Origin of the sequence: Robertkochia marina (genome assembly GCF_004799345.1) — a bacterium.
GTDB lineage: Bacteria > Bacteroidota > Bacteroidia > Flavobacteriales > Flavobacteriaceae > Robertkochia > Robertkochia marina.
In genome coordinates, this window is record NZ_SSMC01000004.1 from 39,930 (window position 1) to 64,279 (window position 24,350).

At 46.4% G+C, this 24,350-nt stretch carries 21 protein-coding genes; 10 read left to right on the plus strand and 11 right to left on the minus strand.

The features are described 5' to 3' along the window. Window positions 1-8: 8 nt before the first annotated feature. The 10 genes from recR (at window position 9) to ftsY (ending at window position 6,971) form a co-directional block, all read left to right on the plus strand. Window positions 9-626, plus strand: coding sequence for a recombination mediator RecR (gene recR, locus E7Z59_RS13885; protein WP_136336963.1), 618 nt, complete (start codon window positions 9-11; stop codon window positions 624-626). Between the two features lie 106 nt (window positions 627-732). Then, complete coding sequence (locus E7Z59_RS13890; protein WP_136336964.1) at window positions 733-2,061, plus strand: dihydrolipoamide acetyltransferase family protein; 1,329 nt, start codon at window positions 733-735, stop codon at window positions 2,059-2,061. 100 nt (window positions 2,062-2,161) lie between these two features. Next, window positions 2,162-2,938, plus strand: a complete 777-nt coding sequence (locus E7Z59_RS13895) for a 3'-5' exonuclease (protein WP_136336965.1) — start codon at window positions 2,162-2,164, stop codon at window positions 2,936-2,938. A gap of 12 nt (window positions 2,939-2,950) precedes the next feature. Continuing rightward, a complete protein-coding gene (locus tag E7Z59_RS13900; protein WP_136336966.1) occupies window positions 2,951-3,562 on the plus strand; it encodes a fumarylacetoacetate hydrolase family protein in 612 nt (203 codons plus the stop codon). A 1-nt stretch (window position 3,563) separates the two neighbouring features. Continuing rightward, a complete protein-coding gene (locus tag E7Z59_RS13905; RefSeq protein WP_136336967.1) occupies window positions 3,564-3,899 on the plus strand; it encodes an Hpt domain-containing protein in 336 nt (111 codons plus the stop codon). Between the two features lie 3 nt (window positions 3,900-3,902). Then, window positions 3,903-5,150 (plus strand): competence/damage-inducible protein A, encoded by a 1,248-nt coding sequence (locus tag E7Z59_RS13910; protein ID WP_136336968.1) that lies wholly within the window; start codon window positions 3,903-3,905, stop codon window positions 5,148-5,150. A 75-nt stretch (window positions 5,151-5,225) separates the two neighbouring features. Further along, entirely contained in the window at window positions 5,226-5,462 is a 237-nt protein-coding gene (gene rpmB, locus E7Z59_RS13915; protein ID WP_136336969.1) for a 50S ribosomal protein L28, read from the plus strand. Window positions 5,463-5,490: 28 nt separating this feature from the next. Continuing rightward, complete coding sequence (gene rpmG, locus E7Z59_RS13920) at window positions 5,491-5,673, plus strand: 50S ribosomal protein L33 (protein ID WP_136336970.1); 183 nt, start codon at window positions 5,491-5,493, stop codon at window positions 5,671-5,673. Between the two features lie 30 nt (window positions 5,674-5,703). Next, window positions 5,704-5,856, plus strand: a complete 153-nt coding sequence (locus E7Z59_RS13925) for a DUF4295 domain-containing protein (protein WP_136336971.1) — start codon at window positions 5,704-5,706, stop codon at window positions 5,854-5,856. A gap of 161 nt (window positions 5,857-6,017) precedes the next feature. Continuing rightward, a complete protein-coding gene (ftsY, locus tag E7Z59_RS13930; protein WP_136336972.1) occupies window positions 6,018-6,971 on the plus strand; it encodes a signal recognition particle-docking protein FtsY in 954 nt (317 codons plus the stop codon). Window positions 6,972-7,611: 640 nt separating this feature from the next. On the opposite strand, the gene E7Z59_RS13935 is transcribed toward ftsY, so the two are convergent. From E7Z59_RS13935 to E7Z59_RS13985, 11 genes are all read right to left on the minus strand, one after another. Further along, on the minus strand, window positions 7,612-8,472 hold the full coding sequence (locus E7Z59_RS13935) for a transporter (protein WP_136336973.1): 861 nt from the start codon (window positions 8,470-8,472) through the stop codon (window positions 7,612-7,614). Window positions 8,473-8,739: 267 nt separating this feature from the next. Then, entirely contained in the window at window positions 8,740-9,816 is a 1,077-nt protein-coding gene (locus E7Z59_RS13940) for a hypothetical protein (protein ID WP_136336974.1), read from the minus strand. 166 nt (window positions 9,817-9,982) lie between these two features. Continuing rightward, window positions 9,983-11,035, minus strand: coding sequence for a DUF1214 domain-containing protein (locus tag E7Z59_RS13945; RefSeq protein ID WP_199287169.1), 1,053 nt, complete (start codon window positions 11,033-11,035; stop codon window positions 9,983-9,985). A 72-nt stretch (window positions 11,036-11,107) separates the two neighbouring features. Next, a complete protein-coding gene (locus E7Z59_RS13950) occupies window positions 11,108-13,045 on the minus strand; it encodes a DUF3604 domain-containing protein (RefSeq protein WP_136336975.1) in 1,938 nt (645 codons plus the stop codon). A 1,007-nt stretch (window positions 13,046-14,052) separates the two neighbouring features. Further along, window positions 14,053-15,942 (minus strand): DUF3604 domain-containing protein, encoded by a 1,890-nt coding sequence (locus E7Z59_RS13955; protein WP_136336976.1) that lies wholly within the window; start codon window positions 15,940-15,942, stop codon window positions 14,053-14,055. A 749-nt stretch (window positions 15,943-16,691) separates the two neighbouring features. Continuing rightward, window positions 16,692-17,615: a metal ABC transporter substrate-binding protein gene (locus E7Z59_RS13960; RefSeq protein ID WP_136336977.1), complete on the minus strand. Its 924-nt coding sequence runs from the start codon at window positions 17,613-17,615 to the stop codon at window positions 16,692-16,694. Window positions 17,616-17,619: 4 nt separating this feature from the next. Further along, window positions 17,620-18,798, minus strand: a complete 1,179-nt coding sequence (locus tag E7Z59_RS13965) for an ABC transporter permease (protein ID WP_136336978.1) — start codon at window positions 18,796-18,798, stop codon at window positions 17,620-17,622. Beyond that, complete coding sequence (locus E7Z59_RS13970) at window positions 18,791-19,531, minus strand: ABC transporter ATP-binding protein (protein ID WP_199287168.1); 741 nt, start codon at window positions 19,529-19,531, stop codon at window positions 18,791-18,793. The genes E7Z59_RS13965 and E7Z59_RS13970 overlap by 8 nt, the downstream gene beginning before the upstream one ends. Next, complete coding sequence (locus tag E7Z59_RS13975) at window positions 19,465-21,621, minus strand: hypothetical protein (RefSeq protein WP_136336979.1); 2,157 nt, start codon at window positions 21,619-21,621, stop codon at window positions 19,465-19,467. The genes E7Z59_RS13970 and E7Z59_RS13975 overlap by 67 nt, the downstream gene beginning before the upstream one ends. Next, window positions 21,614-22,465, minus strand: a complete 852-nt coding sequence (locus E7Z59_RS13980; RefSeq protein WP_136336980.1) for a peptidyl-prolyl cis-trans isomerase — start codon at window positions 22,463-22,465, stop codon at window positions 21,614-21,616. Before E7Z59_RS13980 ends, E7Z59_RS13975 begins: the two co-directional genes overlap by 8 nt. Window positions 22,466-22,771: 306 nt before the next feature. Further along, window positions 22,772-24,349, minus strand: a complete 1,578-nt coding sequence (locus E7Z59_RS13985; RefSeq protein ID WP_136336981.1) for a glycoside hydrolase family 3 protein — start codon at window positions 24,347-24,349, stop codon at window positions 22,772-22,774. Between the last annotated feature and the right edge of the window lies 1 nt (window position 24,350).

Consider the following 24,350-nt stretch of genomic DNA (forward strand, 5'->3'; position numbering starts at 1 on the left):
TCGCAACGATGGATTTTTCTTCTAAACTATTGGAAAATGCGGTCGATCAGGTGTCTCAGCTTCCCGGTATCGGTAAGCGAACTGCCTTGCGATTGGTACTGCATTTATTGCGACAGCCCAAAGAACAATCGGCCGACCTGGCGCAAGCCATCCTTAATCTGAGGATGGAAGTTCGTTATTGCAAGAGTTGTCATAATATTTCTGATACCGAACTCTGTGAGATCTGTGCGAGTCCAAAACGCAATAAGGAAACCGTTTGTGTGGTGGAAGATATTCGCGACGTCATGGCCATTGAAAACACCGGACAGTATACCGGACTTTATCATGTTCTGGGAGGGAAGATCTCTCCTATGGATGGGGTAGGTCCGCAGGAACTCACCATCGGAAGCCTGGTGGATAAGGTGAAGGCCGGGGAGGTACAGGAGGTGATCTTTGCTTTGAGCTCAACCATGGAAGGAGATACCACCAACTTTTATATCTATAAGCAACTGGAGCCCTATCAGGTTAAGACCTCTGCTATTGCAAGAGGAATTTCTGTGGGTGACGAGTTGGAATATGCTGATGAGGTGACCCTTGGGAGAAGTATTATGAACCGGGTGCCTTTTGAGAGTTCTCTAAAGGGTTGATGCTTAGTTGTTAACACTTTAGGGGGTTAAAAAAAGTATAACGAATTTTAGTTTTTTTAATTATTTTCGCAAAACGAACGGTAAAAAACACCTATTAATTATCAATATGGCAAAATTTGAACTTAAACTCCCTCAAATGGGCGAAAGTGTGGCAGAGGCTACACTTACAACATGGTTGAAAGATGTAGGAGATACTATTGAAATGGATGAGGCTGTGGTTGAGGTGGCTACAGATAAGGTAGACTCAGAAGTTCCCAGTGAGGTCGACGGAGTATTGCTGGAGAAGTTCTTTGATGTAGATGATGTGATCAAGGTAGGCGAAGTGATCGCCATTATCGAGACTGAAGGAGATGGAGGACAAGAGGTTAAAACAGAAGATACAGTAACGACTGAAACAGCTTCGGAAGAGGAAGAGGCAGCTACAGCAATTGAAGAAGATATGGCCGCGGTAAAAGATACTGTACAGCCTTTTGCTACCCCTGATTTCAATGAATCAGAACGCTTCTACTCGCCCCTGGTTAAGAATATTGCCAAAGAAGAGAATGTTTCCCTTGAAGAGCTTGAAAAGATTCAGGGCAGTGGTAAGGATGGGCGCGTTACCAAAGACGATATCCTTTCTTATATAGAGAACAGAGGTAAGGCTCCTGCAGCGGCAAAACCTGCACCCTCGCCCTCGCCCTCTGGTCCTGCACCCTCAAAACCCGCAACCCCTGTTTCTGTAAATGGTGAAGATGAGATCATTGAAATGAGCCGCATGGGGAAACTTATTGCACACCATATGGTAGAAAGTGTTCAGACTTCAGCTCATGTTCAGAGTTTTATTGAGGTTGATGTCACTGCTATTGTTAATTGGAGAAATAAGGTCAAGAGATCTTTCCAGGAGAGAGAAGGAGAAAAGCTCACCTTTACGCCCATCTTTATGGAAGCTGTTGCCAAGGCCATAAAAGACTTCCCGATGATCAATATTTCGGTAGACGGAGATAGGATCATAAAAAGAAAGAATATTAACCTGGGTATGGCAGCAGCCTTGCCTGATGGCAACCTGATCGTACCGGTCATTAAGAACGCCGATCAATTGAATCTGGTGGGTATGGCCAAAAAGGTGAATGACCTTGCCGGCAGGGCCAGAGAAAATAAATTAAAGCCGGACGAGATCCAGGGAGGAACCTATACAGTGACCAATGTAGGAACCTTTGGCAGTGTTATGGGTACTCCGATCATCAATCAGCCACAGGTGGGTATTCTTGCCCTGGGGGCTATCAGAAAGGTGCCTGCAGTGATCGAAACTCCCGAAGGAGATCTGATCGGTATCCGTCACAAGATGTTCCTGTCGCACAGCTACGACCATCGGGTGGTTAACGGTGCTCTGGGTGGACAATTTGTAAAAAGAGTTTCAGAATACCTGGAAAGCTGGGATGCGAACAGAGAGATCTGATCCTTGTAAATAAGACTTTTAAAACCCCGGTTCGTTCCGGGGTTTTTTAATACCCAATGGTTATATTTGTGCGAAGCCAAATGCAAAAAGACCTTTTTCAATGGAGTTGAATTTAACGAAACCCATATGTTTCTTCGATCTGGAAACCACAGGCATAGAAGTTGCTAAAGACAGGATCGTGGAGATCTCGATATTGAAAGTTTACCCCAACGGAAATAAAGAAAGCCGAACCTGGCTGGTGAATCCCGAAATGCCCATCCCTCCTGAATCCTCTGCTATTCACGGCATTACCGATGAAAAAGTGGCCGGGGAACCAACGTTTAAGGAGTTGTCTAAAACTATTTATAACCTGATCAAGGATAGTGACCTGGCAGGGTATAATTCTGATCGTTTTGATATTCCGTTGCTGGCAGAAGAAATGTTGAGAGCGGGGATTGATTTTGACCTGGGTAATAAGGTGACTGTTGATGTGCAAACCATTTTTCATAAGATGGAGAAACGCACCCTCGAGGCGGCCTACAAATTCTATTGTGATAAAATATTAGAGGATGCCCATAGTGCAGAGGCAGATACCAATGCCACCTATGAGATCCTGAAGGCACAGCTGGAGCGCTATGAAGAGCTGGAAAACGATATGAAGTTTCTCGGGGAATTTACCAACAGAAAACGAAGTGTTGATTTTGCCGGATTTATAGCCTTTGACGATGAGGACAGGGAAGTGTTTGCTTTCGGGAAGCATAAAGGGAAACCGGTAGAACAGGTACTGGAAGAAGAGCCGGGGTATTTTGGGTGGATGCTCAATGCCGACTTTCCGCTCTACACCAAAAAAGTTCTTACGGCTGTGAAATTGCGTAAACTGAATAATAAACTAAACTAGTACGGTGTTCATATGAAGATCATTTGTATCGGACGAAATTATACCAAGCATATTGAAGAGCTGGCTAATGAAAAGCCAACCTCGCCGGTTATTTTTATGAAGCCAGATTCGGCGGTGCTTCCAAAACAACAGGATTTTTATATCCCTGATTTTTCTGAGGATGTGCACCATGAGGTAGAGGTCCTGGTGAAGATCAAAAAAGTGGGCAAGCACATCAATGAGCGCTTTGCTCATAAATATTACGATGAGGTGAGCCTGGGGATCGACTTTACCGCCAGGGACCTGCAGTCGGCTTTGAAAGCCAAAGGTCTTCCCTGGGAAAAAGCAAAGGGGTTTGACGGGGCAGCCGTTATAGGGAAGTGGTTCCCGAAAGAAAATTTCGGCGACCTTAATGCCCTCGATTTTAAACTGCTGAAAAATGATGAAGTGGCCCAGGAGGGTAATACCAGCCATATGCTGTGGAAGATCGATGAACTTATAGCCTATGTTTCCACCTATTTTACCCTTAAAAAGGGAGATGTTATCTTTACCGGAACACCGGAAGGAGTTGCTAAAGTAAATGCTGAAGACCGATTAAAAGGGTACATTCAGGATCAGAAAGTATTTGATATTAAAATAAAGTAAAATGAGCTATAACCTAGATAAACTTAACGAACTCTCCGGGGGCGATAAGGATTTTAATGTTTCCATCATCGAAGTTTTTCTCGCAGAAACCCCGGCCGATATGGACCAACTGGAAGAAGCGGTAGAAGCGAAGGATTACGAAAAGATCTATCAGCATGCTCACAAGATCAAGCCTAATGCAGACCTTCTGGGTATGAATGAAGCCCTGGAAGCTGTGCTGACCATTGAAGGGCATGCCAGGGGCGACCAGGATATAGCCTCTATAGTGTCTCTTACTTCGAAAGTGAGGGAGGAGCTGGACAAAGCCTATCCGTATTTCAGAGATTATATCCAATAAACCATGCAGGCTGAGATCATCACCATAGGCGATGAGATCCTTATCGGACAGATCATCGACTCCAACTCGGCATTTATTTCCAAAGCCCTAAATAATATTGGGGTTCATGTGTACCAGATCACCTCGGTACAAGACGATAAAGATCATATTCTTACAGCTTTGGCAGAGGCCGAAAGCCGGGTGGATGTGGTGATCATGACCGGCGGGTTGGGGCCTACAAAAGATGATATTACCAAGCATACCCTATGTGAGTACTTCAATGATGAACTGGTCATGAACCGGGAAGTATTGGGGCATGTAGAGGGGTTGTTTGAAAAGTATATCACCACACCGATCTCTGATCTGAACCGCAGGCAGGCGCTGGTGCCTTCGGGCTGCAGGGTTTTAAAGAACAGGTTTGGAACCGCCCCGGGAATGTGGATGGAGAAGAACGGCAAGGCCTTTGTGTCTTTGCCGGGAGTTCCCTACGAGATGAAGGCGCTCATGGAACATGAGGTACTGCCTTTAATACAGGAAAAATACCACCGCCCATATATTCTGCATAAAACCATGATCACCTATGGCCTGGGCGAGAGTGCCATAGCTGAAAAAATTGAAGCCTGGGAAGATGCCCTGCCTTCGCATATCAAGCTGGCCTATTTACCCAACTTGGGGAAAGTCAGGCTTCGTCTTACCGCCCGGGGAGAACATAAGGAAGACCTTATGGAGGAGGTTGATGCCAGATTTCGGGAACTCTACCCCTTTCTGGGAGATATTATCGTTGGCTTTGAGGAAGAAGGGCTGCTGGAGGTTCATATAGGGAAGTTGTTACAGGAGAAAAAGGCAACCCTGGCCGTGGCTGAAAGCTGCACGGGCGGTACCATAGCTTCACGCATCACTATGGTGCCGGGAGCGTCCAATTATTTTTTAGGCGGGGTGGTAAGCTATGCCACTGAGGTGAAAACCCGGATGTTGGGGGTTGATGAAAAAACGGTAGCGCAGCATTCTGTGGTGAGTGCCGAGGTTGCTGAAGCCATGGCTTTGGGGGTACGTGAAAAAATGCAAGCCGATTACGGGGTGGCTACTACCGGGAATGCCGGCCCTGCAAAAGGAGAATCTGATGCCGAGGTGGGAACAGTGTTCATTGCCATCGCCTCCGAAAAGGGCGTTATCAGTGAAAAATTCAATTTTGGGAACCACCGTGAAAAGGTCATAAACCGGGCAGTAAATAAAGCTCTGGAAATGTTGCGAAAGGAAATTTTAAAAAAATAGAAATCAAGCTTGGCTAAACGGTAAATAATTCGTTAATTTGCACCCTGTTTTGAAATAATACTAAAGTTAAGAATAATGTCAAGAGTTTGTGAACTTACAGGAAAGAAGGCGATGGTTGGGAACAACGTTTCTCACGCAATGAATAAAACCAAGCGTAAATTTAACGCTAACCTTGTAAAGAAGCGTTTTTATCTTCCGGAAGAAGATCGTTGGATAACTCTTAAAGTATCTACATCAGCGCTAAAGGATATCAATAAGAAAGGTATTACTGCTGTATTAAAAGAGGCAAAAGCAAAAGGATTTATCAAATAATCAGGATTAATCCAGAAAATAAAGTACGATGGCAAAGAAAGGAAACAGAATTCAGGTTATTTTAGAGTGTACTGAGCACAAAGCTTCCGGTAAACCGGGAACTTCTCGTTACATCACTACAAAGAATAAGAAGAATACTCCGGATAGAATGGAAATTAAAAAATTCAACCCTATCCTGAACAAGATGACTGTTCACAAGGAGATTAAATAATAATAGCCATAATTATAAACACATAGCGTCATGGCAAAGAAGACAGTAGCAACATTACAATCGAAATCGAAGCGATTAACCAAAGCCGTTAAGATGGTAAAATCTCCTAAATCCGGAGCTTATACCTTCGTAGAAGCTGTTATGGCTCCTGAAGCGGTTAACGATTGGTTAAACTCGAAGTAAGCATTCACAACTTTTAGTATAACAAGCTACTTTCTTTCGGGAAGTAGCTTTTTGTTTTTTTATATTTACATAGAGATCTTCCTGTCTCAAACGAGGAAGTATTTTCTATGACCCGTTGGTTTCCCGGGCGTAAAGGAAACAGGATCTGACTCTTTAAACCTATGAGTTTTTTTAAGAAGATATTTTCATCAGAAAGCAAAGAGAACCTTGATAAAGGTCTTGAAAAATCCAAATCCAGTTTTTTCAATAAACTGGGAAAAGCGGTTGCCGGAAAATCCAAGGTAGATGATGAGGTACTCGATAACCTGGAAGAAGTCCTGGTTACCAGTGATGTTGGGGTAAATACTACCCTGAAGGTGATAGAGCGAATCGAAGAAAGAGTCGCAAAAGATAAATATCTCGGTACGGATGAACTGAACCAGATCCTGCGTGAAGAGATCGCTGCCCTGCTTTCTGAAACCAATATAGGAGAAGAGACTGACTTTACCGTTCCGGCAGATAAGAAACCTTATGTGCTCATGGTGGTGGGAGTAAACGGAGTAGGTAAAACCACAACCATCGGTAAGCTGGCTTATCAGTTTAAAAAGAAAGGTAAAAAAGTGGTATTAGGTGCGGCTGATACCTTCAGAGCTGCCGCCATTGATCAGCTGCAAGTCTGGGCAGACCGTGTTGATGTTCCCATTGTTAAACAAAGTATGGGAAGCGACCCGGCTTCCGTGGCCTTTGATACCCTGAAATCAGCCATGGCGCAGGAGGCCGACGTGGTGATCATTGACACGGCCGGACGATTACACAATAAGGTCAACCTTATGAATGAGCTTACCAAGGTAAAGCGGGTCATGCAGAAAGTAGTGGGCGACGCCCCTCATGATGTATTACTCGTACTCGATGGCTCAACAGGTCAGAACGCCTTCGAACAGGCCAAACAATTTACCAAAGCTACCGAAGTAACTTCCCTGGCAGTGACTAAACTTGACGGTACAGCCAAAGGGGGTGTCGTTATCGGCATCTCTGACCAATTCAAGATCCCCGTCAAATATATCGGAGTAGGCGAAGGTATCGAAGATCTGCAAGTATTCAATAAGTTCGAGTTCGTTGATTCGTTTTTCAGGTAGACGGGTAGACAGGTAAACGGGTAGACAGGTAGACAGGTAGACTGACAACTTCGTCTTTGCGAGTTCCGCTTCTGCGGAACGTGGCAATCTCCCGAATTTAGTACAGCTTTATATCCATTCTTTTTCGCGAGGTTTTGGAAATGCGGATTTCTTGTGTAGGATTGATGGATTAAAAACTAAATCAAGAACGGGCTCCTTCCCCTGGTCAGGGGAAGGTACTCTTGCTGTAAGCAAGAGGGGAAGGGGTTGTATGTGAAGATAACCTGAATCAACCCACCCCGTCTCGAGACTTTGTCTCGATCCACCCCTCCCTAACCAGGGCGGGGAGCCACATTTTATTTATTCATCCTAGTACAATTATAAAATCCGTCAGTGGTAGGGATCCATAGGTTGGCGTGGCAATCTGCCTGTTCTTAAACCGGGTAAGAAATATGCATTCGTCATTGAGGTGAGCCTGCCTTCTGAAATAACTACAGTATATGATTCGGGAGATTGCCACGCCTACCACGGGTTGGCTCGCAAAGACGATGAATTGACCATCCATCATTCATGATCTATAATTCATCATCTTATAGCCATCGCGCCGGCTGGCCCCTTCGCTAAAAACAGCCACTGGCTGTTTTTTATACGCTCGGTCCCCCTATTTAGGAAACAACAACACAATCCCGGTTCGGAACCCCCAGTCTGCCGGATTTCCGTTACCGTAGGGGAAACGCGGACCAATAAAAATGTTTACTAATTGAGATCCTATACTGGTTACCTTCGAGCCTGTCAGGTTAAGGGTACCGTTGGTCAGATCATTATCCCAATCCTGGGCGATCTCGGTATTCACTGATACAGCCCATCCACCGGGAAAGTTTTGCGCTAAAAACGGTTGGAAGAAGGAGGCATTCACATCGGCCCGGTCAGAGTTCCCGGCTACCGACCAGATATGGTTGGCCAACGCCCCGGCGGTGAGGCTTCCAAATTGTTTTAAAACTACTGCCGTAGGCCCTATTCCAAATTTTTCCTGACCCAACAGGTCATCGGTGGCGGTAGGGACCAGTAATACAGGGCCCACCCCCCAGATGATGCCGCTCGGACCCGGATCTTTGGGAGAGAAGAATGCGCTGACCACCGCATCACCAAGCCCGAATTGATCATCATCGCAGGGCACGCAGTCCTGTTGCCAGATCACCGGGAGGATCACCCTGCCGATAAGGTTCCAGTCTTCACTAATAGAAATAGGTACCACGGGCTGGAAATTCATGATCATACGGGTGCCATCGTCCGGACCTATCCCGAAATCAAAATTGAATTGAAAGGGGACGCTGATCAGGCTGGCTACTGGATTCTGAAGCTGTTTGGCCAAAGCATCGGCGTCACTGCCTCCCTTTTGTTCCTGTGTTTGCTCAGGTGCTGGTTGAGGCAATTCTTCTTCCTGTGCAAGCACGGGAACCATAGTAAAAAGGAAGAGTAAGAATGTTAGGGCAGCTTGTTTAAGGGTAGTTGTATTTTTCATAATAAAGCTGATTGTATTATAAAGATATGGAAATCAATTGGTTATGCGGTTATACAGTTATACAGTTATGCTGAGGCGATTATAGATTATGAATTATAGATAGGGTTTTGTACCATAATTAATGCTTCAGAATGTCTGGAAAATCTTGATTTATTAAATTCATCATTCATCATTCATCATTCATCATTCATCATTCATCATTCATCATCCATCATCCATCATCCATCATCCATCATCCATAATTCGTACCTCCGTACCCTCGTCCCCTTAATTAGTTGGAATGGTCAAAGCCGGACCCTGGCCCTGGGTCTGATTTTCTGATAGATTCAGGATCAACTGCAGGAAGGAAAAATATCGTTTTGAATTCCTGTCGTTATTGTCAATATAGAACCAATGTTCCTGGGTATAGATCTTTATATGTGCCTCCGGCTCTTCTTCAGAGAATAGCACATTAATCGGAGGAACTACCGTACTGTCTTTTGCGGCAAGTCCTTCCATGGTACGACCATTGGTAATATGAGAGGGGGGGACGTCAAAATACCAGGATAGGTTAAGCATGATCTCCCAGACCGACCCGGTAATCATGGCGATCTCACTTTGATTTTCGGGAATCAGACCGTATTTAATGATATAAGATGTAGAATCATCATCGAGATTGAGAAGGTCTTTAAATCGTATAATTTTTTCATTGTAGAGATCTGTATTGTTTTCCTGGAAAAACAATTCTATGGTGTCGGTATTTTCAGTCCCCCTTTTCAATCCTATCATCCCTTGGTCAATGAGGTATTGCCATAGTTCGAATAATTCATACAATTCAGGGTCAGCAAATCTTCTCCCGGAAGGGCGGGCTACTTCATCAAAGATTCCGTTGACCGACCAGATGGTGGTCTTCATGACCAGTTCTATGGGCCATCCCGACTGTATCATGCCAAGCAAGGCACCTGGTGGTAAGGGGGTGAGAAGGTTTCTGGAGAATTCCTGTCCACTGATAGGCAGGTAACTGATCGTGGGCGTATTGGACCAGGATACCGCACCTCCGCCGGCTATATTAGTACCTAGTATGGCATCGTTGGTTCCCCCCAGAATATTGGTCGTTCCCGAGCGTGTATATTGATTCACAATAGAAGACACCTTTAAGAAGGTGGGCTGCTCGCTATACCTTAGGCGTACCATGTTCAATAATAACTGCTCGGAACTGGCTTCGTTGATGGCGCTGTTAAAATCAAACTGATCGCCGGGAAGTTTTTTTGGCCCTACCGTTCCGCATCCCTCTATGATCAAAAGAATAGCGAGCACGCATAGGGTGCGGGTATAATGTTTAAGGTGGTAGTAACAGGTACTCATAGAGTTAAACTTCCAAATTCCAATATCCAAATTCCAATTCTGCTAAGGGCTAAGGGTTAAGCCAACCTTCGCTAAAGCTACGGTTGGTAAAAGGTTAAGACAGGAGATTGCCACGGTTTATTAAACAAACCTCGCATTGACGTCTCCAACTTTAAATAGTTAAGCACTAATCAACTTTTTTGATTAATTCTGTGGCATTATAGCCCTCTGCACCGTTGCGAACATTATCACTGGGGCCATAGTGGCGCATGACCACATTGAACTTTCCGGTGGTATTTCCTTCCCTGATCGGGATGTTATTGGGCATGTCATCGCAGCCGAACCGAACGGTAATACTTCCGTCTTCATTGATCTCAGGATCCATCTCACTGGAAATATTGGCTACATCATTGAACAGATACCCATTGGCATTGTATACCGTGGCAGACCAAAAGTATGTATTCTCAGGATCCGGAAAGGTCATTTCGTAACATCCATCCGTATCCAGGTACTCCGAGGTTTGATAAATATTATCAACCACCATGGCGCCTCCCCAGCCGCCGGCAGCGCCTATAAAGTTCATATAGGTGGTCTGCCCGGTTTCCTTACTTCCGAAAGCTTTTGATTGATCATACCCTTTTACGAATACCGCATTTCCTTCAGCCTCCAGTTTTTTAAAACTCTCCATATCCCATTCCTTCATCTCAAAGGGCTTGCTGCTGGCTGCTTCAACCTGCAGGTTTTTCCTGACCTCATCTTCAAGAGCCCTGACGATAATAAAAACATGATCGGTCTTCGCGGTGATCTTGTGTCTTCCCGGACCATAGATCATGGGTTGGGTTTCGTGGTTTTCATCTACGATCTGTATGCTCACGTATTCGTCGGTTTCGGGAATAGTGATATACGCATCTTCCGATACATCGATCACTGCTGCCGAATAATAGGTGTCTCTGTTCATACGAACCACCGGTTGTTCTTCCGGATTACTGGGAGGTGTTGGCATTTCCATAAAGGCGTTTACTCCCCCCGCATTTTGAACCACTACCCCCATACGCATATTACTGTAGGCCGTAGGAAAGTTTTCCTGGGTGACCGTAATTGCGGAGGACTTTTCCTGATCCACAGCAGTTTCAGTCTGTTCTTGAGTCGATTCGTCAGCCTTCTTTTTCTCGGTGGTATTACAGGCCATCAACATACCTGTTACCGCAATCCCCATTAATACTCGATATATCGTTTTCATGATACTATATTTTCCAATAATTCACCATTCATAATCCATCATCCATAATCGATCCTGCTTGCGGGATCAACCCTACTCCGAAGGAGAGTACCAGATCGGGCTCGTATACGCCCGTTCCTGTCCGGTGGTTTCTGCTTCTTTGGGAATTTCTATTCCATACCTGAAAGCATCATAAACCACCCATCTTGGGGTGGGGATCTCCAATACCCTGGCGTAGTAGAATGCTTTCTGTGCGGCATCAAAATCAGGGTCGGTCCATACGGTACCCAGTTCTGAAGCTCCAATAGTATTGCTCCAGGTGGCATTCTTGATATCAACGGTGTTACCTACGGCTTTAATTTTCCCATTCTTGTCAGCCTTACGATCTCCCGACCAGGCTACGTTATACACCTTCTCCATAGGCTTCCCATCGGTACCCAGCCATCCTTTGATGATCTGTATACGGTCGAGGTTGGCTCCCAGCGGATCCTTTAGTGCGTATACCATAAAGGTGGGAGCTTTTTTCCCATCGGCAGCTCTCAGGTCGCCCCCCATAGGAACGCCTTTTTCATAACCCCGGAATGCAGGGGATCTGCTTTTCAGGTCATCCTCGGTATAGTCCCACCCTCCGAAGAAGCGCACGATCATACGCGGGCCGGTGGTGGCATAGGTTTCTTTGCGGGCCATGGCATCCCAAAGGGCTTCCCGGGTATTTTCCGAGGCCCAAACGGCGGCGAACCCGGAGGCTACAAGTTCATAACCTTCAAACACCCCTTTATCGGTTTTTGTAAAAGGATGATGCATTCTCTTGGGAGAAGGCTCGGCATTAGCGGCTTTCCCGAAAAAGTTATCTTCTTCCACGGCCACCAACGAGGTATGGCTGTCTGTAGACCCTACCGCTCCGAACTTATAGGGGTTGGTGCCCAGTTTCCTTTCGAGCATGAGTCCGTTCTTCAGGGCTTCCCTGGCGTATTCTTTAGCCAGCATGTCATCAGTTTTTGCCTCCGAGAGATCCAGATTCCCTGCATCCCAGGTCTCGTAATCGGCGAACTCATCATCTGGGGATAGGTAAGGATGGGCCTCCCCGTCTCCTTTGATCTGTGTCCATTCGTATAAAGGTTCCCATTTCGCTCTTTTGGTCGCGTATTCTTCATCAATAGCCTTACCGGTGTATTGGGCATCTATGGGGAACATCAGTCCGTTGGAGAGGTTTCCGTTATGGGCCAGGGCGAGGGCAGAGCCACCGGTTTTCTCCTCGTAATTTTCAAGCCATTTATACAGGTCAAGCGGATCTGTAGAACCTGTTTCCCCCTGGGTTACCATGGGAACCACCTGCCTTGCCCTGTCGGCACCATCGCGAAGGATCACGTTTCTGTGGAGATTATTTCCCTTCACCAGAGAAGTCCATTCAAAGCCGATAAAAGTGGTGAAGTTACCCGGATCGTTGTATTCTTCGGCCATGTCAATGCAATTGTCCCAAACGGAGGAATAGGCCTTGGCACCCGGGGAGTAGTCTTTGATCAATGCGGGATCAAGCTTCCCCTGGGCGAAGGTGGTAATCAGATCCAACGTGGCTGCAGAAGCCTGGTCCCCACCGGCCTGTAAGCCTTCATACCATCTTTTACCCTGTTCCGTAGCCAGGATGTTCGGTGCTCCCTTGTCCAGATCAAGGGAGAATCCCATCATATCAGAATGGTCGGCTATTACCAGCCAGTCTAAAGGCCTTCCCATTTTTACGGGTTGATTGGTGGCAGAAACCACTTCCTCACCACGGGCAAAGCGATACGCCTCTTCCAGCCCCAGGGTATTTCCGAAGAGTCCCGCATCAGGAGACAGACGGGTATGCAGGTGGGTGTCGCCCCAAAACACCTTATCGGGAAAGGAACGTTGGGCATAAGGCGAATAGGCCTTTCCGGGGTACATGTCTGATAAGGATTCTTTTGAAGGATGGATCTGTGAAAAACCGGGAGCGATCAATAAGAGAATAAATATGATCGTAAAAACTCCCGTAAAGTATTTGTTTGTTTTCATGATGGATGGTTTTTATATCAAATAACCAGCATCGGAAAAGTACATGAGGGGATTCTTAAAGAAATGCTAATTTACTTAAATTCAAGTACTTACAAGTTGATATTGCTCACTTTTTTGAAAAAGTTTACGCTTTGTAAATTGCAGAGCTAAGGGCTAAGGGTTAAGGGTTAAGGGTTAAGGGTTAAGGGTTAAGGGCTAAGAGCTAAGGGCTTTGGGTTAAGAGTTACGAGCTAGGAGTTAAAGGCTATTGCCGATTACTGTCCTGCCCGGTAGAAGACATCCATTAGTAATGAGATCCTGAGCTCAGCGAAGGCCCCTTTTTTTAATCTCAAATCCAATCTATCATTTACCATCTATAATTTATAATCCATCACGCCTTCGTCGTGATTTCTTCCTGCAGCCTGTTACCCGCAACGCGTAACCCCTTACGCGTACCCAATTTTGGCAGACCTGTCTGCAGTGGCATGCCAGGCAGGTCGCCACGTTCCGCTTTGCGGAACTACCGCTGACGGAATTAGATATTCTGTTGAAAAAGTATATAAATTGTGGCGCCCCACCCTGGACAGGGAGGGGTGGCAGCGATAAAATCGCTGACGGGGCGGGTTGATTCAGGTTATCTTCACATACAACCCCTTCCCCTCTTGCTTGTAGCAAGAGTACCTTCCCCTGACCAGGGGAAGGAGCCCTTTATTATATGTATTCGTCATTGTACTCCACAAGAAATTAAATTTCAGCGGTCTACCACTGACGGATTTTATTTTCAGACGTTAAGTAACCTGCTAACCACCCCGTCTCATGGCATCGCCATGAGACACCCCTCCTCACCAAGGAGGGGGTAATTATGTTTTTAAAAAGAGCCACAAGATAAGCTCCTTTGCTCCTTCATTCCTTCGCTCCTTTGCACTACTGTCATCATTCATCACGCCTTCGTCGTGATTAATTCCTGCAGCCTGTTCTGTTTCCCATTGGTCACATTCCAGACGCAGTCATTAATAATTCATCATGCTCTACTCTCCCGGAGTATACCAAATAGGACTCGTATAAGCCCTGTCTTGTAAATACATCACGGTATCATCCGGCATTTTTACATTGAAAAACTTGGAATCATAGGCGGTCCATCTTGGGGTGGGTATTTCCAGAACCCGGACATAATAAAAGGCCCTAAGCGAAGGGTCAAAATCTGGGTCTGTCCAATAAGCCGTCAGTAAAGGGTCGCCTATACTGTTGGTATAGGAAGCATTTTTTACATCGACGGTATTTCCTACCGCTTTGTTAGCCTTGCCATCAGAAGAAATTTTTCGGCCATCGCTAACTGCGATATCATACACCCGTTCCTGCAGTTCTCCCTGGGCATCCATCCAGCCTTTGATCATTTGTATTCTATCAAGATTGGCCCCATCGGGATCTCTCAGGGCACGGACCATAAATTTCGGTGCTTCACCTGAAGGTGCTGCTTTCAGGTCGCCTCCCATGGGCACACCTCGATCATAACCTGTTCTGGCAAAATCAGGTCGTTGCACCTCGTCTTCCTCAAAATCCCAGCCTCCAAATACACGTACTCTAAGCCGGGTTCCGGAGGTGGCATAGGTTTCTCTTCTGGCCATAGCATCCCAGATGCTTTCCCGGGTGTTTTCCCTGGCCCATACGGCTGCAAGTCCGGCGGCCCCGACATCTGTGAGCATAATGGAAAGGGCAGGGTCTGGCGCTTCAACCAGAGGGTGTTCATAACGCTCCGGACTGGGTTCTACAAAGGAGGCCTTGGAGAAGTTGTTCTCTTCCCGGGTAGTAGGAAGGGCAGTATGGTTGTCTGAGCTCCCGATCATACCAAATTTAAAGGGATTCGTACCCAACTCAGCTTCTATTTTCAGTCCCCTTTTCAGGGCTTCCCTCGCATACTCCGAAGCAAGCATATCAGGAGTTTTGGCTTGAGTTCCGTTTAGGTTACCCATATCCAGCGTTTCAAAGTCGGCAAACTCATCGTCGGGAGACAGCTGGGGGTGTGTTTCTCCATCACCCTTTTGTTGGGTCACCTCTGCTAAAGGCTCAAATCGGTAACGCTGTTCTACCACTTCCTTGGTCAGGTCTTCTCCGGAATAACGGTTGTAGGAAAACATAAGGCCGTTGGAGAGATTTCCATTATGGGGAATAGCCAGAACGCGGCCACCCGTCTTTTCCTCATAATTCATAAGGTAATTCCAGAGATCTTCCGGGTCAACCGAATCGTATTGAGAATAGGGAATGATTTGTTTGGTGCGGTCTTTTCCATCTCTGAAAACTACAACCCTGTGCATATTGTTACCGCCCGGATGTGAAGTCCATTCAAATCCGTGAAAGGTAGTAAATACTCCGGGTTGGTAATATTTATCGGCGTTGTCGGTAGCCTTTTCCCATACTACTTTTGCCATCCTGGGTTCGTTTATAAGGTCTTGGTTACCGGCGCGAAGCCATTCCAGGAATGCCTGATACCCATTACCAGCTTTAACCAGATCGTGCCATTTTTTTCCGGTTTCATTCGCGAGGATAATAGGATCGGATCGTTCAATAAAATCAGCCAATCCCAGATTTTCGGCATGATCTGCCAGGACCAGGAAATCGAGCGGACGAATCAACCGTACTTTCCACCCCAAATGACTGGTCACCGTTTCTCCGCGTGATATGCGATAGGCCACATCAGGCCCCAGGGTGGCACCGGCCATTCCTGCATCAGTTGACCAGGATGAATGCAGGTGGGTGTCACCAAAGTATACCTGGTCGGGATAATAATCTCCGGCATAGGGAGAATACTCCTTCTTTGGTGTCTTGTATTCTTTTTCGGCAGGCTTAAGGTCCTGCCCCCTTAAATTACCAATTCCTATTACCAGCAGAGAAAGGGCTACGAGGTGAAAATTCTTGATCATTTTTTTTTATATTAAAATCTATGTTTACTGAGCTCTAAGCAGGTAGGTTTTGCGCATGATGATTCGGATGGGAGCCATAAAAAGAATAGGCCGATACAACCATTGTAATGTTGATCTCACCTAACGCTTTGCATAGCTGTAAATTCAGGTTGACGCAGTGGAGTTAACATCAAAATTACTGAAAATCAGTCAGTTGTAAAAAAAACACAACAAAAAATATAGTATTTTCTTTTTATGGAATCATGAGAGGGGGTGATGGAGAATTGCTATATTTCTAAACCAGCCTATCGGCAGGAAAGTTTCAAATCCCAAATTCCAAATCAATAAAGTTAAATGTTAAATCAACCTTCACTAAAGCTGTGGTTGGTAAAAGGTTAAGAGTGCCATGGTTTAAGGAGCTTGTATCAACTCAAACTGAAACTCAAACTCAAACCTGTCTGCCGACAGGCAGGCTCGTCCCTGTTAAAGGCAGATCGCCACATCCCGTAGTAGCGGGATTAACCACCCCGGCCTTCGGCCACCCCTCCTCACCAAGGAGGGGGTAATTATGTTTTTATAAAGAGCCACAAGATAAGCTCCTTTGCTCCTTCATTCCTTCGCTCCTTTGCACTACTGTCATCATTCATCACGCCTTCGTCGTGATTAATTCCTGCAGCCTGTTACCCGTAACGCGTAACCCGTAACGCGTACCCAATTTTGGCAGATCGCCACGTTGGCCCAAGGGGCCGCCTCGCGAAGACATCCATCCATCATTCATCATTCATAATCCCTTTCAATACCTCCAGGTTTTGCTTCATACCCTGAATAAAATCGGTGCCCTCAGGCATACCGCCCATGGGGGTGATCACGACACTGGAGATTCCCATGGCATTTAATTTCTCGATATTTTCCGGCAGGGGTTCTCCTTCCCAGATCAGGAATTTGATATTGTGATCTTTTTTCAGGTGCTCGATCTCGTGTATCATATCGTGATCCAATGGTGTTTCCGGCTCCCAGTGAAGGCTTTTCCCCTTAAGTCCGTAGGCGGCTGTTAAGTATTGATATACCGGGTGTGAAAAAGCCACTGCCGGGGCCTCCTGAGAAGCAAGGGTGTGCTGGTATGCTGAATGAAGGGTCATCAGATCTTTTGCCAGGGCAGCATGGTTGTTTTCAAACAGGGATTTGTTTTCCGGCTGCAGGGCTATCAGAGCGTTCTTAACCTCCTCGGCTTGTTTTGCGGCCAGTTCCAGGTTGAGCCAGGTGGTAAAAGCCGTGCCTTCGTGTGCATGTTCTCCCTCATCACCATGGCTATGGGTAAAAGTTTCTCCGCTTGACAGTAATTGATCCTGAAAGTTACTGCTGGTATTTACCACCTTATCTTCAGGGAGACTCACGTTCATCAGCCAGTTTTCAAAAGAAGCCCCGTTTACCAGGATCAGATCTGCTGATTGCATCCCGGCAATGGTATCCGGGACCGGACTCCAGGTGGAAGGGTCCGAAAGATCTCCGGCGGGAAAGTGAACCTCTATGGCTTCGCCACCAATGTTCTTGGTAAAAAAGTACACCGGGTAATTACTGGTGTAAACTACGGGTTTGACTTCTTTTACAGCCGCTGTTTCTTCTTTTTTGGGTTCTTGTTTGCAGGCGCTTATGATCAGGGTGAAGGCTAAAAGGAATAAAAATGTGTTTCTCATTTTTCTATTGAATTAATTGTTCTAATAAAGGCAAACCGATTCCATTGATAGCAAGCAGGTAAAAAAGTGTAAGGAGGGTACTGAGTGCAAATACCAGGACGATCTCCAGAGAGAGGATTCCTGTGATGCTGCCTTTTGCCGCTCCGATATATTTTAGGGTCTGTATTTCTTTCTTGCGTAGCCGGATGGAAAGTGAGAATACCAAAAGGGTGATCACCAGGGTAGCGGCTCCGATGGATATGGCTGCCAGGGTGAGGATCTCTTTCACTGATACTACGGTTTCCAGGAGTTCGTCCACCACCTTTTCAGGTACTACGATCTGTACGTTTTGAACTTCGTTCTCGTAGCGCCCCCTCAGCATGAGCTCTGATTTTTTATCCTTTGGGATAGCTATGATGGCGTTGACGGGATAGTGGTCGGGATCTCCGTGAAAGTGAAAAGAATTAATATTCTCAGGAGTGATCTCTGTATAGGAGAGTACAGCTTTACTGGCTATGGCAATACTGTCAGATCGGGAAAGCAGCAAACTGTCGGCAGTGGCAGTGGTGAGCTCATCATGCCCATGCGCCTTACCTGAAATGACCCAGGCGGTTTTTAAGTCGGTGAATACGGCTTCATCATCAGCAGTATTCAGTGGCTTTAGTACTCCTGTCACCTTCATTTTAAGGGGAAAGCTTCCGGCAACATCAAAGGCTCCGGCGGGAGACGAGATCACGGCATCGCCCGTATTGGCGTTTAATTTTATAGCGGCACTGGCTCCCAAAACACATTCTCCGATCACGGCCATAGGCCTTCCGGAGGCAAAGCCTGCATTTCTGAAGTCAAAATAGGCGGTGGTGGTACCCACTATGGGCTGCTCCTTTACCTTGTATTCCAGATTGAGGGGTATAGCCCGGGCCAGGCCTTCATTTTCCAGCGCCTTGATCTCACGAAACTCCAGGGGAGGAATACCCGGTTCTCTGAAATAGAGGGTACTCAGGGTGAGTTCAGTGGCACTGCCCTTACTGCCCGCCAAAAGGGGAGTGGTCACTGCCCTTGACATCATGCGTTCAGCACCCTTGTTGGCAAAGAGGTTTAATACCAAAGGAATAAAAATAACCATACTGATGGCAAACACCAGTAACAGGGTTTTGCCCCAATGGTATTTCAGATAATTCCATGCCAGGTACATACTGTTATTCATATGATGTCTTGGTTTGAGAGCTGTTAAACTGCTGTAGGTCGATCTCCCTGTCAAAGGAGTTCAGGATCTCCCGGTCATGAGTCACCATGACCAGGGTAGCATTTTCAGCTTCGCAATAGTCAAAAATGATTTGGAGGATGATATCCCTGTTACGGGCATCCAGGTTGGCTGTGGGTTCATCGCATAACAAGATCCCCGGGGTGGCTATCAGGGCCCTGCAAATGGCCACCCGTTGTCGCTCTCCCTGTGATAACTTGTTAGGATAACGCCTGTATTTTTCCCCTAATCCAACGCTGTTCAGCAATTCTTTTGCCCGGTGTTGACTTTCTTTCCTGTATTTCAGAACGGGATTAATACGAAGGGGCAGGGTTACATTGTCCAACACGGTCAAATAATCCAGCAGTTCGAATTCCTGGAACACAAGCCCGGCTTTTACGATACGCAGATCCTGGAGCTCACTTTCACTATAGGTGGTCAGTTCCAGGTCGTCCAGGAAGATCTTACCGGAGTCCGGTTTCAGGATGCCTGCCAGTAGCTTGATAAAGGTGGTTTTACCGCAACCACTGCTGCCTGTAATGGCTGCCTTAGTTCCTTGTTCTAACTCCAACCTTTCGATCTCCAGGGTAAAATCGGCTGCATAAGAAAAACGCAGCTTTTCCAGTCTGATCACAGGGTGGCTGAGGGTATCACTTCCCGTTCTTCCGAGTTCAGTATGATCTTTGAGATCTTCCATGAGTTATTATTCGTTTTCATTTCTATGGTACCGGTATAGCGGTTACGCCGGTAATGAATATGCTTGAGGTGTTTGACCCGAGCCGTTACTGTCCAGGTGGCCGGGTAGCTAAAGGTAGTCTCCGCCGGGCTGTTTTCAGCATCGCCCAGGATGGCCACACTGACGTCTTCTACAGTGACTTCCGCACCTTCTCTTAATCCCATCGTTAGCCTGCGACGGCTGTCCAGGTAGACGTTGTCAAGCAGGTCTTCATCGATGTTTGAAGAAAGTGTTTCAAACAAAAGCTCTTCATCTTCAAGGTTGAAAGCCGTATAGGTGTTCGAGAGTATTTGCTGCATCACGTTTTCAGCACCCTGACGATCCATATTGGAGGTGTTGAACCAGGGATTCTGCACGGCAGATCGTATACCAATAAAACAAAATGCCAGTGCAAACATTAAAAAGGCGGTGGAAGGTTTTCTTGTGGTTACCCCTAGATCCTTATGTACTTTTTTCCTTTTTGGCCAGAAGAACACCCCCAATAGGATGAGCGCCAGGCTGAGCAAAGGGATTTGAAGGAATGGTGATGTTAAAGGTTCATGGACCCGCAGCTCTGATGTAAAGAAAAAGTTCACCCCGATCAAAAGGAAAACTGCTGCAAAAAGGACCTTAAGAGATGTTTGTATACTTTTTTCAGCCTTATCGGTTTTGAAGAATCCCGTCATGACTGGAAGTAGTAATCCGCCTGCAAAAAGCGCGATCAGGGAAAACTCCAAAGACCGGGCGATGGGATAGGAAAGGTTTTGATCTGTTTCCATAGCAAGCCAAACTCCTGATGAGAAACTCAAAAAGGCTAAAAGTACTCTTGGTAAGAAAGGATCACGGAAGGCGTGAAAATAAACAGGAATTAGGCAGAGCATCCCTAAACCAAGAGTAACCTCTGCCGGATAAGGGAAACTGAGATCTGTAAACCCGGCGATCAATCCCCCAAAATAAGGAAGTAGGATCCATAAAATATGTATTTGGTTTTGTCTGTGAGCAAACATCATCAATACTGCGATCATCACCAGGGTTATGATCCAAAGCAGCACAGGAATGGGAGGAAACAGGGATGGAGTGTTCCACAAAAGGCTGCTTTGATAGATCAGTAATCCGATGGAAATGATTCCTGTAAGGGAGATCATAGCATTCTCGGGGAGGGTCTTTTCATTATTGAATAAAGCAACCAGGCCTAAGCCCTGCCGGATGAGTTCATAAAACAATAGTACGCCTAAGACGATGCCGGTGAGTGTAAATATCATCATCAACCCGGTTTCACCCTCAGTATACCCCATGGTACCGAAAGAGGTGGCCTGTTCGGCTCCGAGAAATACTACGCAGGCTGTTAGTGGCAGCTCAACCTTATCGGTGTTTATGAATACATGTTGACGCAGGTACTTTGCTATGATCATGATACAGGTTAGTAGCAGGGCTGTTATTTCAAAAAGCCACCCCGGAATTCTCAGCCACTCAAAATAGGTGAGCAGGTAACCGATCATAATACCTGAGGAAAGGATGATAACCATGTTTCTTCTGGAAAAAGATCGGGTCAGGATCAGGGTGAAAATGAGAAGTCCGAATACAAGATTCGACAAAGGAATGCTGCCCCCTCTGAGGATGCCCTGAGAGAAAAGGTTAAGGGTGGTTGGAGGGGGTGGTATTTCATAGTAAGCAGCTGCCGGATTCAGAGTGGTGTTATAGGTTCTTCCTTCCAGGGTGGTTACGATTAGAATGATGGTAACCTGGCTCCCCAGCAATCCGCTGATACCGATACTTTGTCCGTAGAGTTGCTGAGGTTCACACTGAATACGCCACCGGGTTTCTTTTACATACATATTCCCGCTCATCTGAGGTTCTTCCAGCATGGAACAGAAATCCGGAAACACCGGAGCTGCCTTGATCACCTTTCCGTTGATGACCGGTAATACAAAGTACACCTCAAAAATTCCGGGATCGACCTCCCGAAGCTCAAGGCGGGCCGGATATACAATATCAGCCCTTGCAGCCAAAGGAATGAAACACATCAAGAACAGGATGCCCTGTAACAGGTATGTAATGATCTTTTTATTCATTGACCAGTTCTTTAGCCATTCCCTGATAGATGACCTCGTAGGTTTGCAGGAGTTCGGTGTAGAATTGTTCTTTCGCCGCCTGCTTCTCCTCGTATTGCAGCAGATTGGTGATCTCATTTTTTACTTTATCCAGCGGGAGGGGAGCTTCTGCAACCACAGAGTCTATATAAATAACGTGGAGTCCAAACCCTGAAGATACAGGTCCCGACCATTGCTTTGCCGGGAGTGGAAGTAAGGCGTTGGCAAAGCCATTGCCAAACTCACGATCAATGGCATCGGTAGTTTGCAGGTTCATCCGTGGTGGAAGCAGGGAGGGGGTGGCTCGTTCCAATCCTTCAGAAGGTGCAAGTTGTTGTTGGTTCCAGGAAGCAACGGTAGAAACCAGGGCTGTGCTGTCTTTTTCGTTTTTGAAGTAGACCTGGTGAAACCGGATCATGGCCGGGGCCGTAAACTGTTCCTTTCTCAGGTCGTAATACGCCTTAATATCCTCGTCACTTATGGTTCTTTCACTCCCTTGTCCTTCGGCCAGCATATCCATTTGCGAGATCAAGGCTCTCTTTACGGTGGCATTGTTCTGGTCTAACCCCTGGTTTAGCGCCTCCCGATACACGACCTCGTCCTGTACATAAGACTTCATGATGCCCTGCAGCTCTTCTTTGGTAGGCATACGCTTCCAGGTGCGCTGCCATCCGGCGATCATATGAGCCAGGTCGGCATCGTTGATAACCACCTTGCGATCTTCGAGCTCGGGTTGCTTTGAGCCGTAAACAATTAAGAGAGCAGCCCCCAATAAAATTCCGAAGAAAAAGATCCGGAATAAGGGGTGTTTAAAAAACGTACGCATTTACAGGAATTTTCAACTAATATATTGAAAAATAGCGCATTGCGTTTGATGTTTAGATGAAGGGAAGGTTATGCCGTTATGCAGTTATACGGTTATGCCCACCTTCGCTAAAGCTTCGGTGGATGATACGGTTATAAGGTTTGCGAACCCTTAGCGGGTTCGATTATGGATTATGAATTATAGATTATAAATTATAAATGGGGTTTTGTACCAGAATTAAAACCTCAGAGTATCTGGAAAATCCAGATTTGTTAAATTCATCATTCATCATTCATCATTCATCATTCATCATCCATCATCCATAATTCATAATCCAAAAGGCAGCTTCCCTTCCGGGGTGAGCTCACCGTTCAGAATGCGCGCCGCTGTTTTCTGAAATGCCTTGAGATGCTGTCCGCAGAAAAGTATGTTGGCTGCATCCTTTATTCCCGGAATGACCTGTACGCTGTAATGATTGCCGAATACCAGGAAGGTTACCCGGTGGCGTTCCGTGAGCCCTTTCAGCATTTCCAGGTTCTCATCAGAATACCCAAAATTACCTGCGGGTTTTACATGAGGGGGGTATAGTGCTACCACGATTTCATTTTGGGTGCTCAGGTTGAGGTTGCCGGTGTGCTTATCCACCCGGATGGCAGTGAATTTTTGAGAGGTTTCCAGGGTTTTCAAAAAACCGTTTTCCCGCTTATGTTCCCCTACCAAAACAACTGTATCCGGCGATATTTCCGGGGTTTTGATTTTCAGGGATACGATGCTTTTTTGTGCGATACGGGTATTGATATCTTTTGCTTTCTCATGGTCCGGTTCGCCAATAGGTTTCTTACTTTCCAGGGTGCCGACCTTTTCTTTGAGGGAAAGGATTCGTTCTACCGCCTCGCGGATAGAAGCTTCACTGCAGTTACGAAGGATCTTTTCCTTTCCTTCCTTAATGTTCTCTGAGAAACAAAGCATATCGTTCCCTGCCTGGAAGGCCTTAAGTTCCAACAGTCCTTTTTCAGGATAAAGTTTACTGACACTATGCATATTAAGGGCATCAGAGATGACCACCCCTTCAAAGTTCATTTCTTCTCTCAGTACGCCTTTAATGATCTTTTCTGATAAGGTGGCAGGAAGGGTATCATGTCCGCTCAGGGCGGGTACGGCGAGGTGTCCGACCATCACCGAATCGACCCCTTTGGCAATGAGTTTTTTAAAAGGATACAATTCCTGTTCCTCCAATTCCTTTCGGCTTTTTCCGATCACCGGTAGTCCAAGGTGAGAATCTACAGCCGTATCGCCATGGCCCGGAAAGTGCTTTAAGCTGTTTGCTACTCCCGCCCTGGCAAGTCCTTCGCAGTATTGAGCAGCTTTTTGAAATACCTTCTCCCGGGATGCGCCAAAGGAGCGGTACCCGATCACCGGATTTTGCGGATTGGTGTTGATGTCTACCACGGGAGCCAGGTTGAAGTCTATGCCGGCTGACTTCAGGTCGCGCCCGATCTGATACCCCGCCTCGAAAATAAGATCGTCATATTGCTCATCGAGGGAGCCAAGAGTGATCGCATAGGGGTATTGAGGGGTTTCTTCTACCCTCATGGCCAACCCCCATTCGGCATCGATGCTGATAAGAAGGGGGATCTCTGAAATTGCCTGGTACCTGGAGATCAATTGCTTTAATTTCTCAAGGCTGTCAGCATAGGAGATCACCTCCTTTTTTTCGTAGTTGGTAGCGGCACTGGCCCTGCTGTGAAAAAAGGTGATGCCTCCGATCTTCTGTTCCCTGATCAGACGCTCCATGTCTTCAATGCCCGCTTCGTCGTCATGAATAAATGCTGCCGGGCAGAACAATTGCCCTGCCAGGTCCTCGAGGGGGTGTTCCTTCAGGATAGTAGCTGTCTTACTGCTCATG